General features: G+C 66.2%; 10 protein-coding genes, 1 tRNA gene and 3 pseudogenes. 7 read left to right on the top strand and 7 right to left on the bottom strand.

The window, feature by feature from the left end; translation table 11 throughout:
* Nucleotides 1-30: 30 nt before the first annotated feature.
* The 6 genes and pseudogenes from FNX44_RS29930 to FNX44_RS02565 form a co-directional block, all read right to left on the bottom strand.
* Nucleotides 31-741 (bottom strand): annotated as a pseudogene (locus FNX44_RS29930) (AMP-binding protein); the annotation flags it as partial.
* A pseudogene (locus FNX44_RS29935) lies at nucleotides 724-2,220 on the bottom strand (condensation domain-containing protein); the annotation flags it as partial. The pseudogenes FNX44_RS29930 and FNX44_RS29935, both read right to left, overlap by 18 nt.
* Before the next feature lie 134 nt (nucleotides 2,221-2,354).
* Nucleotides 2,355-3,461 carry a hypothetical protein gene (locus FNX44_RS02550; protein WP_153506754.1) on the bottom strand — a complete coding sequence of 369 codons (1,107 nt, stop codon included), beginning with the start codon at nucleotides 3,459-3,461 and terminating at the stop codon, nucleotides 2,355-2,357.
* 79 nt (nucleotides 3,462-3,540) lie between these two features.
* Nucleotides 3,541-5,529, bottom strand: a complete 1,989-nt coding sequence (locus tag FNX44_RS02555) for an AMP-binding protein (protein WP_143646262.1) — start codon at nucleotides 5,527-5,529, stop codon at nucleotides 3,541-3,543.
* A 157-nt stretch (nucleotides 5,530-5,686) separates the two neighbouring features.
* On the bottom strand, nucleotides 5,687-5,869 hold the full coding sequence (locus FNX44_RS02560; RefSeq protein ID WP_143646263.1) for an MbtH family protein: 183 nt from the start codon (nucleotides 5,867-5,869) through the stop codon (nucleotides 5,687-5,689).
* A 1,021-nt stretch (nucleotides 5,870-6,890) separates the two neighbouring features.
* A pseudogene (locus FNX44_RS02565) lies at nucleotides 6,891-7,669 on the bottom strand (transposase family protein).
* Nucleotides 7,670-7,851: 182 nt separating this feature from the next.
* Between FNX44_RS02565 and FNX44_RS02570 the strand changes: the two are divergent.
* The 7 genes from FNX44_RS02570 to FNX44_RS29470 all read left to right on the top strand — a co-directional run bounded on the left by FNX44_RS02570 (nucleotide 7,852) and on the right by FNX44_RS29470 (nucleotide 13,276).
* Nucleotides 7,852-8,862 (top strand): ABC transporter ATP-binding protein, encoded by a 1,011-nt coding sequence (locus FNX44_RS02570; RefSeq protein WP_181356301.1) that lies wholly within the window; start codon nucleotides 7,852-7,854, stop codon nucleotides 8,860-8,862.
* A gap of 95 nt (nucleotides 8,863-8,957) precedes the next feature.
* Nucleotides 8,958-9,650 (top strand): ABC transporter permease, encoded by a 693-nt coding sequence (locus tag FNX44_RS02575; RefSeq protein WP_323369030.1) that lies wholly within the window; start codon nucleotides 8,958-8,960, stop codon nucleotides 9,648-9,650.
* 67 nt (nucleotides 9,651-9,717) lie between these two features.
* Nucleotides 9,718-10,461 (top strand): ABC transporter permease, encoded by a 744-nt coding sequence (locus FNX44_RS02580; RefSeq protein ID WP_143646266.1) that lies wholly within the window; start codon nucleotides 9,718-9,720, stop codon nucleotides 10,459-10,461.
* 85 nt (nucleotides 10,462-10,546) lie between these two features.
* The gene (locus tag FNX44_RS02585; protein WP_143646267.1) at nucleotides 10,547-11,530 is read left to right on the top strand and encodes a TrmB family transcriptional regulator; all 984 of its coding nucleotides are present in this window, start codon (nucleotides 10,547-10,549) and stop codon (nucleotides 11,528-11,530) included.
* A 70-nt stretch (nucleotides 11,531-11,600) separates the two neighbouring features.
* A complete protein-coding gene (locus tag FNX44_RS02590) occupies nucleotides 11,601-12,740 on the top strand; it encodes a hypothetical protein (protein WP_323369031.1) in 1,140 nt (379 codons plus the stop codon).
* 39 nt (nucleotides 12,741-12,779) lie between these two features.
* Nucleotides 12,780-13,157, top strand: coding sequence for a hypothetical protein (locus FNX44_RS02595; RefSeq protein ID WP_143646269.1), 378 nt, complete (start codon nucleotides 12,780-12,782; stop codon nucleotides 13,155-13,157).
* Entirely contained in the window at nucleotides 13,154-13,276 is a 123-nt protein-coding gene (locus FNX44_RS29470) for a hypothetical protein (RefSeq protein WP_267129451.1), read from the top strand. Before FNX44_RS02595 ends, FNX44_RS29470 begins: the two co-directional genes overlap by 4 nt.
* Before the next feature lie 500 nt (nucleotides 13,277-13,776).
* Here the strand turns inward: FNX44_RS29470 and FNX44_RS02600 are convergent.
* Nucleotides 13,777-13,850: transfer RNA gene (locus tag FNX44_RS02600), tRNA-Thr, on the bottom strand.
* Between the last annotated feature and the right edge of the window lie 84 nt (nucleotides 13,851-13,934).

Genomic DNA, 13,934 nt, shown 5'->3' on the forward strand with positions numbered 1-13,934 from the left:
CTCGATGACAACCTTGTAGCCACGGCACAAGGTCCAGAAGAGTTCGAGTATGGAGATGTCGAAGGACACGCTTGTCACGGCCAGCCATACGGGCTGCTCCGCGCCGGGGCGGTCCTGCCCGGGGTGAGGTCCACTCCCCACCGCGCGATCGAGGCCTTCGAACAGGTTGATGACATTGCGCCGGCTCACCATCACACCCTTGGGGCGACCGGTCGAGCCCGAGGTGTAGATGACGTAGGCGAGCGCCTCAGCGGAGCCTTCGCAGGGCGGGGCGGGTGACAGCCTCTCCGCCTCCTCTGCGAGGGCGCTCAGAGTCAGGACGTCACCCTCGTACGACCTGAGGGCGCGGCCTCCCTGGTCATCTACCACGCAGAAGTCCACCAGCGCGTCCTGCGCCATGTACGCGAGGCGATCCGGCGGATAGGACGGGTCCAACGGAACGTGGGCGCCACCGGCCCGCGCGATGGCGAGCATGACCACAACCAGCGCCGCCGAGCGCTCCAGGCTCACTCCGACGCGCGCTTCCTCCCGTACGCCCCGCTCACGCAGTACTGCGGCCAGCCGGCCGACCCGGTCGGCGAGTTGTCGGTAGGTGAGCGACTCCTCGTCAGAGACCAGCGCCGTGGCATGCGGGGTCCGCAGCACCTGCGCGTCGAACTGTTCGAGCCAGGTCCGGCCGTTGACGGGGAGCTGCGGACCACGTGCGTCGCGAAGCAACGCCCGTCGCTCCGCCATGGACATCGAGGGGAGCGAGGAGATCCGGGCGTCGGGACGTACGGCGATCTCGTCCAGCATCGCGACAAAGCCCTGCGCGAGGCGTTCGACCGTGGCCACCTCGAACAGGTCGGCGTTGTACGTCCATGTGCAGACGTAGCGCCCGTCCACCTGGTGCACCGAGAGCACGATGTCGAACGGTGCGCCGCGCTGTCCCGACGAGGGCAACACGTCCAGCGGAACCTCCTGCCCCGAGGTTTCCGCCTGCTGCCAGACGTACATCACCTGGAAGAACGGTGGACGGCTCGGATCGCGCGGAGGGCTGAGGCGCTCGACGAGAAGCGGGAACGGATAGGGATGGTCAAGGGCGCGCAGAAGTGTCGAGCGGGTTCTGCCGAGGATGTCGCTGAACTCCGGGTCCCCGCGCAGGTCGCTTCGTACGACGACCGGGTCGGTGAAGAATCCGACCAGGTCCTGGGAGCCCGGGGCCCGGCGCCCGGAGGCCGGCGTGCCCACGGCCACATCATCCGAGCCGCTGTACTTCTGCAGCAGCACCTGGAACGCGGAGAGGAAGAGCATGTTCGGCGTCGCGTCGGCGTCACGCGCGCTCCGGGTGAGCCGCTCCGAGAGCGTGGAGTCCACCGTGACCGGGAGACGGCCGCCGCGGAAGGTCTGGGCGGGCCGACGCGGCCGGTCGAACGGCAGATCCATCACCGTAGGACTACCCCCGAGCCGCTCTCGCCAGAATGCGAGGTTCCGCTCCGCTTCCGGCCCGGCGAGCCACGCCTGCTCACGGCGTACATGCTCCACGAACCGCGCCGCGACAGGCTTCAGCGTCGGCTCCTCTCCCGTGGTGCGAGCACGATAGACAGCCAGCCACTCGTCGACGATCACATCGATCGACCAGAGGTCCGCCACGATGTGATGGACGACGACCACCAGAACGGGCCGTTCGTCCCCCGGTCCAGTGCGCAGCAGCAACGCCCTGATGGGAAGCTCACGTTCAAGATCGAAGGGGGCGTCCATGAACGCTTCCACAGCGCGCTCGACCCGATCCTCCGGTGCGGCCTCCTCTGTGAGGAACCGGGACGGTACGCCGCAGGGGCTCTGAGTCGGCTCGCCGTCCCCCCAGGTGAATACGGTCCGCAGGGCCTCATGGCGTCCCAGCACCTCCCGGAACGCCGCGTCGAGTTCTTCCGCGTCTATCGCACTCCGGGCGCGGGCGGCGAAGGCGAGGTTGTAGGCCGCGCTGTCCGGCGTCAGGCGCTGGTGCAGGAGAAGGCTCTGCTGGCCGACGGTGAGCGGGTACGGACCGGTCGGCTCGTACCCCCGGTGTTCCAGGAATGCCTCAACCTCCTCCCTGTTCGCGCGCACCACGGCGAGGACGTCGGGCGTAAGCGCGGCGCGCGGCCCCCCACACTGCAGGCGGCCGTCCTCGATGAACACTCGTACGCCCTTCGAGGCGAGTGAACCGATCAGCTCGGAGATGCCGTCAGGCCCCTTCATGTCCTTCTCTCCCGTCCTGCCGGTCGCGTCGTGTCACGGTGGATTCCGTCGGCCTCCCCCTGCTTCACCGCGCGGTCTTTGTCAGCCGGAACTGCGGTTCCGCACTCCGCCACGACACCCGCCGCGCTCAGCGGTCAGGGAGCGGCAGCCCTGGTGGCGAAGTCCAGGACCCCGGTCTCCCGCCCCCAGCCGTACTCCACTCCCGCGCGGACGACGGGCTCAGCCAGCATGGCCAGGTCGTCCAGTCGATGGTCCGGGATGAAACGGCGCAGTCCACCGGGGGCGAGGGTGGCCAGCACCCGCCGCGCCGACGCGTCGCGCAGAGCGATGTCGACCGGAACCGAGGCGGGGGCCCGCCTGTTGTGCTCCCCGGCCAGACAACCGAGCAGCACGGACGTGAGCCACACCTCACGCAGGAGTACGTCGCTGACGAGATCTCGCAGCGGCTTGGGGTCGGCCAACGCATCGAGCTGGTCCCGCAGGGCCGCCATCACATCGCCCACGTGCAGCCCGCCCGCGGCGAGAACCTGGTCGGCGGGCTCGCGCCGCCATCCACCGGGCGCCTGCGCATCCGCGAAGTACAGAAAGGCGGTGCCCTGGAGCCACCACAGATGCGACAGGGCGCCGGTCTCTGTCAGCGTGCTCTTCCGGGACGGGTCCACCGGCACGTCACACACCGCCTGACGGCGCCCCTGACGCTCATTTCCCACCAGGCTCGGCGCGTCGCCGTGCTCCACCGGCCCGCCGACAGGGGCGTAGGCGGACACTCCGCTGCTGCGAAGGTAGCCCATCAGGGCCACGTCATCGGTACTTTCCGGCCCAGTCGTACCCGCCGCGTCCAGGTACCCTACGAATCCCCTGGCAACCGGGGCCGGCAGGACCAAGCCGACCGAGGGCACATACTCCCCCACGACCTCGGCCCAAGCGTGTCCGAGCAGAGCCGCCAGGCGTACCGCGTTCGCGGCGAGCCCTCCCCACTCGACGAAAAGACAAAGAGCATCAGCCGGCCTCGCCTGGATCAGATCCAGCAGGATATCCGGGAAGTCGTCCTTCAGCACCGCGTCGTCCTGGAGGACCAGGTGGTGAGTCGCGTCGTCGGCGCAGCTCGCCCAGGCCTCACGAGCGGCTCGCAGTGCCGTTGCCGGTGCCGCAGGGCGGGGGTCGAGCGCAATACACAGGCCCAGTTCCGGATGACGATCCACAAGGTCCTGCGCCTGGCCCCTCCGGGCGGGATGGGCCATGACGGCTCCGGAGAGGCGTATGTCTCCTCGTACCAGCATCGCGGTCAGCACTCCATGGTGTCGGGCGTACCCCGGCTCATCAGCCGAGGTCGATTCGGACCTCTTCGGCCGCCGGGCGGACGGCTGTCTCCCGCCGGCGGATCACCTCCGCGACGGATTCGACCGTCTTCGCCTCGGCCACCTCCTCCAGCGTCAGTTCGTATCCGTCGGAGGCCTGGAGGTGCCCGAGCAGCTGGACCGCCTTGAGCGAGTCCCCGCCCAACTCGAAGAAGCGGTCGTGGACTCCCACCGCCCCGATGCCGAGGACCCGTCCCCACGCGTCGGCCACCGCCCGCTCAACGGCGTCCCTGGGCGGCATGTACGGCCTAGGGAACCGCTTCTCGGGCGGGTACTCGCCTGCCAGGTAGGAGATGCGTACCGCCGACCGCCGAAGCTTGCCGCTGGAGGTGCGCCGGATGCCTCCGCGCGGTACGAACACGATCTCGCTAACCGCCACATCGTGTTGTTCGCCGATCCGCGTCCGGATCGCCTCAGCCGTGCTCCGACGATCCGCCTCGGAGCTCTTGGCAGCAGCTTCGACAGCCAGCACGAGCCGCTCTTCGGTCCCGTCGTCGACGGAGAAAGCCACACAGTGGCCGCTCCGCAGAGAGCGGGGGTGCGCCCCCTCGACCGTCCTCTCCAGGTCCTGCGGGTAGTGGTTGCGCCCCCGGATGATGATGAGGTCCTTCAGCCGGCCAGTCACGAAGAGTTCGGCCTCCCTGGTGAACCCGAGGTCGCCTGTGCGCAGGAAAGGCCCCTCCCCGTCGTCGGTCATGGCGCCGAACGTGGCCGTCGACTCCGCCGCGTCACCCCAGTACCCACCAGCGGTGCTCGGACCGTTCACCCAGATCTCGCCCACGATCCCCTGAGGGCACCGCACGCGGGTCTGCGGGTCGACGATCACCACCCGCTGTGCGGGGTCGGCGCTCGTGCCGCACCCGACGACGTCACGGACGACGGCCCCCGAGGTAGCTTCGACCACCCGGTTCTGTTCGAGTTCCGCCGCGTCCAGAGCCACAAGGGACACGCCTTCCGTCGGCGCGGTCACCAGAAGCGTGTTTTCGGCAAGACCGAACGATGGCCTGAACGCCGACTGCCGGAATCCCGCCGGCGCGAAGGCCTCGGCGAACCTGCGCACAGTATCCGCGCGTACCGGCTCGGCTCCCGATATGGCGACATGCCAGTTCGACAGGTCCAGCTCGGCGACCTCCTCCGGAACGGCCGCCGCGGCCCGAGCACACAAGTCGTAGGCGAAGTCCGGAGCCGCGCTCACAAAGGAGCCGTAGTCGGACATGGCCTGGACCCACCGCAACGGGTCACGGATGAAGGACAAGGGAGCGAGCAGCCGGGTGCGCCCACCGCAGTAGAGGGCCATGAGAAGACCACCGATGAGCCCCATGTCGTGGTATGGCGGCAGCCAGAAGACTCCGTCCATCCTGCCGGCGATGCCGTACGCGTCACAGCCCGCACGCAGGTTGTGCAGCAGATTGCCGTGCGAGAGCATGACGCCCTTCGGACGGCCGGTCGAGCCGGACGTGTACTGCAGCACGGCGATGTCGTCCGAGGACATGTCGGGCAGCACATGGCGGGCCGCGTCCGCGGTGTCCCACTCGGCGGAATTGATCCACTCCAGGTGGCCCGTCACCGCCCCCTGAGTGGCCTCCGCCGCCTCGCCGTCAGCCAGGACGCAACAGGGGCGAGCATCCTGCATGATCGCGCGCACCCGCTCCACACCCCGGCTCAGCCGGGTCTTCTCCGGCGGGTAGGCGGGGACGGCGACCACCCCCGCGAGCATGCAGGCGTAGACACCGACGACGTAGTCGAGGCCAGGCTGGTTCAGCACCAGGACACGGTCGCCGCGCAGCGCCACCGACTGGATTTGAGCCGCCAAAGCTCGTGCGCGCAGCAGGAGTTCACTGTTGGTCAGTGACTGCGCGCGTGTGGCGCGCCTCCCGGAGAACGCGTCCAGGAAAGTGTAGGTGACCCCCAACGGGTCGCCCTCGGCGCGCTCGTACAGTAGCTCGTTCACGCTTCTCTGCGGTATCACGATGGCTCCGAATACCTCTCTTGTGAGTACGTGGCCCGCACTGTCGCGTTCCAGGCCGGTGTCAGCGACTCCCGCGTCGGTGGACGGTCCGCCAGGCCGCTCGGCCCTGCTGAACGGTCGCTCTCACGAAGGGGACGGGCTAACGAAGGCTGCGTGGGCGCATGTCTGTCCACAGCTCTTCTATCCGGCTCAGACACTCCGCCTTGGTGCCGGAGAATCCCACCGCGCTCCAGCCCTCGGGAAGCGACCTGTCGGCAAGCCAGATGGAATACTGCTCTTCCAGGTTGACGACGACGTCGAAAATATCCCGCAGCTCACCCATTCCACAGACCCTTTCCACTGCTACAAGATATCCGGGGGAAAAGCAGTCGCCGCAGCAGCTCCCTCCGCACACCCGATGATTCACTTACAAGCAGAGAGCATCTCACCTTGCGGCACCAGCGGAGCGAGCGCCTCGCCCCCTGCCGCCTTGGGTGACCTGAACCCTACCCCGTCGAAAGTCAATGTCAACCGAAAGTGCATCCACTGGATGGCGAGATTGCGTCATGACTCAATTGCGACAGAACTAGCCCTGCTAACCTCGGAGAACGGAAGCTAACCTTCAGGGAATCGCCTGGCCAGGTCTGCGCGTCAGGAAGCCGGCCGACCGCTCACGCCCCTACCCACCGGCCGCGGCAGCCCACCCTTCGGCGCCGGAAGAACACGGACGCCGAGCGGAGCCGAGCCCCGCCTGCCGGCCCTGCCGTCGCATTGACGGTGCGACCGCCCAACCACGCCGGCCGTCGGGAACCGGGCCTGACCAGCACAGAACGCACGCATCCGAAAGAAGCCGCCGACGCCTGCGAGGTTCCCACATGTTTGCCGCCTGGTTCCGACACAGGCATGTCGGCAAGGAGCCTGGGACGACCCTGCCGGCCGGGACAGTCTGTGACATTCTGTGGGCAACCGCACGCGCGGAGGACCGGCTCGAACACATCAGAGTCAAGCAGGGGCCCGGTTATCTCGATCTGGTTCTCCTGCACAGCACGGAGACACCGGACGAGGCGCTGAGGGCAGCGCAGCGACTGTGCGCGCGCGCATACGCCACCGCGCCCTTCTTGTCCGACTGGGAAGCACGAAGCATGCAAATGCTGGACATCCCGGACCCTCGAAATCCCCCATCTCACTGAATGCTTCACCTACCCTCGAAGCGGAATCATTCCTGCCAGTTGAAGGAGATAACGGCATGGCCGCGTATCGCAAAGTCCTTTCTTAAAGAAGGTTGCAATATTAGGGGCAAATTCGGGTTGCGGCGACCGGAAACACCCAGCTAGCATCTCGACTAAAGGTTGTCTCGTAAGGGGTCAGCTGTGGGCGAGGTTGTACATGTGGGCGATGCCGGTGGCGGTCCAGTAGACGCCGCTCCCGCGGCGGCGGCTGTCGCAGAGGATCTTCCGCGTCTTCATCCGGGCGAAGACGTGCTCAACGCGGGCTCACACGCGACGGTGGGAGGCGTTGCGCTCCTCCTTCCATTGCGGAAGGTGCTCCTGTCCGGCCCGGCGACGGTGGTGCGGGATGATCGCACCGATGCCCTGGTAGTCGCCGCCGGCCACCACCATCGCCGCTCCGCAGGCAGCTTCGGCACCCGAGGCGTGGAAGGCGATGCAGTCGTTTCGGTTATCCGGCAACGGGTCGCCGACCGTGAATACCAGACGGGTGTCCGCCTGGATGACGACCTGGAGGTTCGTCGAGTAGCGGCAGTTCTTCGACGGCGCTGCCACCGTGCGGTCGCGCGTGGGCACCAGAGCGCCGCCCACAATCAGTACCTCGTCTCGTTTCGGGCGCCGCCACAGGAGCTGGAGCACGAGCCAGGGCGCGTGACGGTCGATGATCCGGCCGACTGCGGCCACGAGATGCCGAACAGCGGCGCGAGCTGCCGCACGGTGAGGTTGGTGCGGTAGTACACCGCAACCAGCACCACCCGGCCTGCCAGCGATAGAGACCACAGCCTTCCCGTTCGGCTCTCGACCAGCTCAGCCCCGCCAGCCTTCTCCACCGCTGTCGCCAGCCTCCGGAAACGGCCCGGCGCCAGCCCTATGAACACCTCGATCACGTCACGACGTTTCGCACTCAACACCTGCACGACCAGCCCAACGCGCACCAGCCCCAACAGTTTCGAGAAAATCTTCTAGTTGGTCACTGCACCGGTTACCGAACATCACTTCAAGAAGCCCCATGGAGCACAGATCTGTTGGGCTTGGCCCCACGGGTACGTGGGTAGTGCCTTCGGATTCCCGATCGCACCAGGAGAGACGAGGAGCTCACGTGCCACTCATCGAGGTTCGGGACCTCGTGAAAGAGTTTCAGCGGCCACGCCAGAAGGCTGGCAGGTTTTCCGCTCTCAGAACACTCGTCTCACGAGAATACGATGTGGTGCGTGCCGTCGACGGCATCAGTTTCAGCGTCGATGCCGGTGAGGTCGTGGGCTACATCGGCCCCAACGGTGCGGGCAAGAGCACAACCATCAAGCTACTGACGGGAGTTCTCGAGCCGACCTCCGGCAGCGTCCGCGTCGCCGGCTCCGCCCCTTCCCGCAACCGGCGCGAGAATGCCCAGCGCATCGGTGCGGTCTTCGGGCAGCGCAGTCAACTGTGGTGGGATCTGCCCCTTGTGGAGTCGATGAAGCTCCTGGCAGCGCTCTATGACATCGACCCAAAGGCGTACCGCACCCAACTGGCTTATCTCGACCAGGTGCTGGGACTCGAAGACATTCTTCCCACGCCTGTCCGCCAACTCAGCCTGGGCCAGCGCATGCGGGGCGATCTTGCCGCCGCCTTCCTCCACCAGCCCTCCGTCCTCTACCTGGACGAGCCCACCATCGGTCTCGATGTGCACGCCAAGGACCGCGTCTGCGCTTTCATCGAGCAGGTCAGCCAAGAACGGCGCGCCACCATCGTTCTGACCACGCACGACCTGGCCGACATCGAGCGCCTCTGTGACCGAGTGATCCTCATCGACCGCGGCAGCGTGGCCTTCGATGGCCCCGTAAAAAAGCTCAAGGCCAGCTACGCCCCCGAGCGCGTCCTCAAGGTGCGCTACGAACCCGACGGACAAGCACCTCAGTTGACGGTAGGTCAGAACATCGCCTCGGGAACAGTCCTCGTCGCCGCACCGGGGGAAGTGTCCCTGAGGCTCCCGCCCACCGCGTCGGCCGTGCCGACCGCGCTGTCGGAGATCGGAACACTCGGGAACATCGTCGATCTGTCCATCGAGGAGACCAGCCTCGAGGAAGTGATCAAACAGGTGTACCCCGCGAGGAGGGCGGCCGCCCAATGAACCCCTGCAGTGTCTATCGGCCCATCATCACCTGCAGAGTCAGAGAAGCTCTGGTCTTCCGCGCGAACTCAATCACGCTGGGCGCGGGCGCGCTCGTGCAGATATTCTTGGTCAACGCCGTCTGGACCGCCGCTCATCGGTCGGGAACGTTCGAGCAGCCGCTGGACCCGCTCCTGGTCTACGTGACGCTGGCCGGCCTCCACGCCTGGCTGCTGTCGGGTTCGGTCCTGCCCTACGTACAGCGGCAGGTCAATCGGGGCGCCCACATCTTCGAGATACTCCGGCCCTCCGGCTATCTCTCTCAGGTAACAGCCCACCAGCTCGGTCTCATCGCGGGAGCGCTGCTCTTCATCGTTCCAGCGCTCCCGATCGCCCTGCTCGTCGGTTCCCTGAGCCCGCCGCACACGGTCTCGTCGGGCCTGCTATACGTCGTCAGCCTGACGCTGGGGCTGGGTATCCACGTCCTTCTCTGTGTCCTCGTGAGCCTGAGCGCTTTCTGGACCTTGCAGATCGACGGGCTCACCCTCCTCTACCGCATCATCAGCCAGTTCTTCGCCGGCACCTTCGCACCGCTCTCCCTCTTCCCCGGCTGGCTTGCAGCGATAGCCGAGTTGCTCCCGTTCCAGGCGACGACATACCTGCCCATCACCGTGTACCTCGGTGAGGTCAGCGGAACGGACGCCCTGTGGGCTATCGCCCACCAACTGCTCTGGCTGGCGGCACTGACGCTGGCCGCCATCGCAGTCTGGCGCAGGGCTCAGCGGAGGGTGGTGGTCCAGGGTGGTTAACCGAAGCCGGTTCATACGTACGGTACGAACGGCCTGGATACTCGAACGTGCTGCCATCCGCGCACAGATGCAGTACAAAACCAACTTCATTTCGATGACGCTGCTGGGGGTCATCTACCAGGCCAGCGCCTTCTCCTTCGTAGCCATCGTCATGTACAACTCCGGCGTGATCGACGGATGGGTGTTCGAGGAGATCTGCTTTCTCTACGGGTTGCGGCTGCTCGCCCACGCACTCTCCGTTCTGCCGCTCAGTCATTTGTGGACACTCGACTCCATGGTTCGGGAGGCGGAGTTCGACCGCTATCTCCTGCGGCCGATGAGTCCCTTCCTCCAGTTCCTTACGAGCAAATTTCAGATGAACGCCGCAGGCGACCTGCTGGTCGCCGTGATCGTCCTCGGCTACGCATTCCCCCGGGTCGACATCGATTTCAATCCGGCCACCGTCGCCTACCTCACGGCAAGCGTCGCGGGCGGCGCCCTGATTGAAGCATCCATCCAGGTGTCCGTAGCATCTCTCGTGTTTCGAACCCTCAACACTATGTCGTTCAGAATTTTTACCGATACAATTTTCAACCTTACCGGAAGCTACCCCTTAACGATCTTCTCCGGTTTCACCCAGTCTCTCCTCATAGCCATTCCAGTATCTTTCGTTGCTTACTTTCCTGCAGTAGTCACCCTGGGCAAGGAGGGCGAGCTGAACGTGCCCCACTGGGTCGCATTTCTCACTTTCCCCATCGGTCTTCTCCTGCTCCTGGGCGCCGCCGTGACATGGAAATCACAGATGCGCCACTACCAGAGTTCCGGTCACTAACCGAAGTCTAATGGCACATCGCCGCGATTAAACGGGGGTCGCCGCATACCGTGAATGCCTCTACTCTTACCAATGGAGTGGTCAGATGCTGACTAGTTTCGGCCTCACGCCTGTGTGCGAGCGGGTCTATCACGCGATGGTCCAGGCACCGCACCTAGGCGTGGCGGAAATTGCGGAGAGTCTTGAACTGACGGAATCAGAAGTTCGTCCCGCATTGGACGCCCTGATAGATCTCACCTTGCTGCGGGTCTCGCGGGAGGAGCCCGAGCGGCTCCGACCGGTGGATCCTCAAATCGGACTTCAAATCCTCATCTCCCACCAGGAGGAGGAACTCGCGCGAAGAGAACGGGAGATCGCAATCATGCGAGCCCGCAGCGCCCTATTGGCAACATCCCAGCAGAAGAGCGAAAGCGCATCACTGCCAAGTCAGAACGAGTACCTCTCCGGGCCGGGCGCGCTCCGCGACCGCCTCCGGGAGCTGGTGACGGACGGGACGACGGAAGTGAACATCTCGCTCCCGAGCGGCGTTCCCTCCGAGCTCTCTCCGGGCTTCGCCGTCCTACTCGAAGACATCGTCGATCTTGGACGAGCGAGGCTGCGTGCCCTGCTCCCGGGTACGGCTGCCCAACACCCCGTGTCCGACCTCATACGGGGCATGGCGGAAAGGGGCGTGGCCCTACGGGCCACACCAGCCCTTCCGCCCTGCATGCTTCTTGTCGACGGGAATGTCGCCGTACTCCCGCGGAACCCGACCGCGGAATCCAGTGACGCGACCATCGTCAGGGATACCAGCGTCCTCAGCCCTCTCGTCACCACGTTCGAGCAGATGTGGCTCACGGCCACGGCTCTCAGCGAGCTGAGAGCTCCGGACGGGAGTGCCAACCTGGCGTTCGACGAACGGGTTCTGCTCCGGCTGCTCGCTTCGGGGATCACCGACGAGTCCGTAGCACAGCAGCTCGGGGTGTCCCGGAGAACCGTCCAGCGAAAGATCAGTGACCTGATACAACGTCTTGGCGCGAACAGCCGGTTCGACGCCGGCCTCAAAGCCGGACGCTGCGGCTGGATTTGACCCGACACCCGGCACTCGCTCCCAGCACAGACCCCTGGGTTCACACCTCCGCGTAGAAGAAAGGCCCACCGTGCTCCAGCACCAGGACATCGCCCTCTCCGCTGCCGTCATGGCTCACCCACGGCGACGCGAGGCCGCGTACGCACTACGCGACGCACACCCGGACCTGGGGTTGCGCGTGATCCTCGACCCCGACCCGGACGGGCCTCCGGCCACCATTCGCACAGCACGGCGGGCGTGGGGGGCTGTGGAGGAGGGGGCTACTCACCATCTGGTGGTGCAGGACGACGTCGAGTTGTGCGACGGATTTGCCGCTGCCGTGACACAGGCGATCGCTTCCAAGCCCAACAGCCCCCTGGCGCTCTTCACCAGTTGGGGCTCCCGCACAGCACAGGTCGTGCGGCTGGCCGCACTCACCGGTGAGTCCTGGGCTCCGGTCGTCGACCGCTTCGTGCCTCCGGTCGCTCTCGTCCTACCGGCCCCGGAGGCACGGGACTTCGCTCGACATACCGAGACCCTCGACCTCACCGTCACCGATGGAAAGGCCCTGACGAACTTTCTCGAATCACGGGGCGCCGATGCCTACGTGTCGGTGCCCAATCTAGTGGAACACGACTCCGAAGACAGCCTGATGGGCCATCACATCATGATGGGCGTACGCCGTTCAGCCTTGTTCTCGGCAATGGCCGACGCCCCCCATCCAATGAACGGTTCGGTCGCGTCAGTCACCACCGTAGCCCACCTCGATGGTCTCTCCGGATACACGGCGATCTACCCAGGGTCCGCGACTTCGGGCGAAGCCATACCGCCGCCTGCCCACAACGTCCTGGGGCAGGCGGGGATGACCGGACCAGAGATCACCGACCTGTTCCTTTCGGACCTGCGGCGTAGTCCGTCGGCCGATCCTTCCGACAGCGGTTTCGGCCGCCCCCTCCTGTTTCAGTTGTGGTTGGCCATGTTCGCGATGGGAGCGCAGTTGCCCTCAGCCCTGGGCGATTCCAGTCCGGGTGCCCTGGAGACCGCTCTAGAGCGTCCCTTGAGCAGCCTCGGGCTCTCTACCTTTCCATCCGGAGTGCTGTGCCGAATCCTTCCTGACAAGCGGTTGACGAAGAGCACGGAGCAGTTGCTCCCACTGTGCGTGGGCGGAATCTGTTCTGGCTTCGCAGCAACCTCCACATGGCCGCGCTTGAACGAACTCCTGGGACGGTAGTTCCCCGGTCCCCCTGAGAGCTTGGGGTCAGGTCGCCATATGAGCATCAGCGTGGCGGGCATCATCCTGCTTACCAACGTTCCGGGCATCTCGCCGATGACCCTCTTCTTTCCGCTCGGCACCTCTGCCACGGCCGAGTCCCTGCCGGGCCTCGAACTGTCCACCCGGGACGCGGTCGCGACGCCCTTGGACGAGTCTGTCCCAAGGGCTCGCCCCGGGATGTCCTCGACGTCTTCCACCACGGCGACCTTGTCGCCGGCCGTCACCGACCTGCCCCGCCGAGCAGGCCACCCGAAGGAGATCGACGCCTGGGCACGCGGGCACTGGATCAGCGAGAACGCCGTCCACTGGGCCAAGACGTCACCTTCGCCGGGGACACCAGCCAGGTCCGCCGCCACCGCACCCCCGCCCTCATGAGCGCGCTGCGTGACCTGGCCCGCGCCGCCCTCCACCGCGCCGGCTGGACCAACATCGCCAGCGGCCGGCGCGCCCACACCCAACCCGAAACCGTCCTCGCCATCGGCGGAGTCCCGTGATCAAATCGGACGGTCAGGATCATCCCCGGGGCCCTGGGTTGGGAACGGTGCGGCCATCGACCTGGACCGGGGCGGACGGCGTGCACGTCCTCCGCCCCGACGACGCGCTCGTCAGCGGCATGGACGATGGGGCCGGCCGCGGCCTCCGGGGTCACGAGATGGAGGGCCTCCTCCTCGTCCAGGCCCGTCCGCTCGGCGGCCCCTGGTCGGCAGGACCGCGCTCGTCTGGGCCGTGAGGCTCTTCGAGGCCACCGTGGTGTGGATCTCGGTCACCACTTCAGCCTATGGGTCGCGTTGTCGGGCACATACAAAACGGGAGGGGAATGGCCGGGCGGGACACGTCGCGACCACCCCTGTGAACGCGACGCTCTGAGCACATGGCCACCCCTTGGCCACGCCCGCTCACCCGGAGGCTTCACACTGGGTCCGACCTGAGCCTGTATCAGCCCGGGCCAACGAGAAAGGCCAGGTCAGATGGGGTCTGACCTGGCCTTTGTGTGAGCCTCCTGTCGGAGTCGAACCGACGACCTACGCATTACAAGTGCGTTGCTCTGGCCAGCTGAGCTAAGGAGGCGTCGCGGGTCGCGTGATGGCCCGCGTGGGCGTGACCACTTTACACAGCGGGTGGCGTGGAGGGCCAAGGCGTTCGGGGGTGGAG

Source organism: Streptomyces alkaliterrae, assembly GCF_007097205.2.
Classification (GTDB): domain Bacteria; phylum Actinomycetota; class Actinomycetes; order Streptomycetales; family Streptomycetaceae; genus Streptomyces; species Streptomyces alkaliterrae.

Bases quoted from the DNA above. Each gene is read 5' to 3' on its own strand.
- FNX44_RS02550 (WP_153506754.1), bottom strand. From the start codon at position 3,461: ATGGCCCATCCCGCCCGGAGGGGCCAGGCGCAGGACCTTGTGGATCGT.
- FNX44_RS02560 (WP_143646263.1), bottom strand. From the start codon at position 5,869: ATGGGTGAGCTGCGGGATATTTTCGACGTCGTCGTCAACCTGGAAGAG.
- FNX44_RS02580 (WP_143646266.1), top strand. From the start codon at position 9,718: ATGCAGTACAAAACCAACTTCATTTCGATGACGCTGCTGGGGGTCATC.
- FNX44_RS02585 (WP_143646267.1), top strand. From the start codon at position 10,547: ATGCTGACTAGTTTCGGCCTCACGCCTGTGTGCGAGCGGGTCTATCAC.
- FNX44_RS02595 (WP_143646269.1), top strand. From the start codon at position 12,780: ATGAGCATCAGCGTGGCGGGCATCATCCTGCTTACCAACGTTCCGGGC.
- FNX44_RS29470 (WP_267129451.1), top strand. From the start codon at position 13,154: ATGAGCGCGCTGCGTGACCTGGCCCGCGCCGCCCTCCACCGCGCCGGC.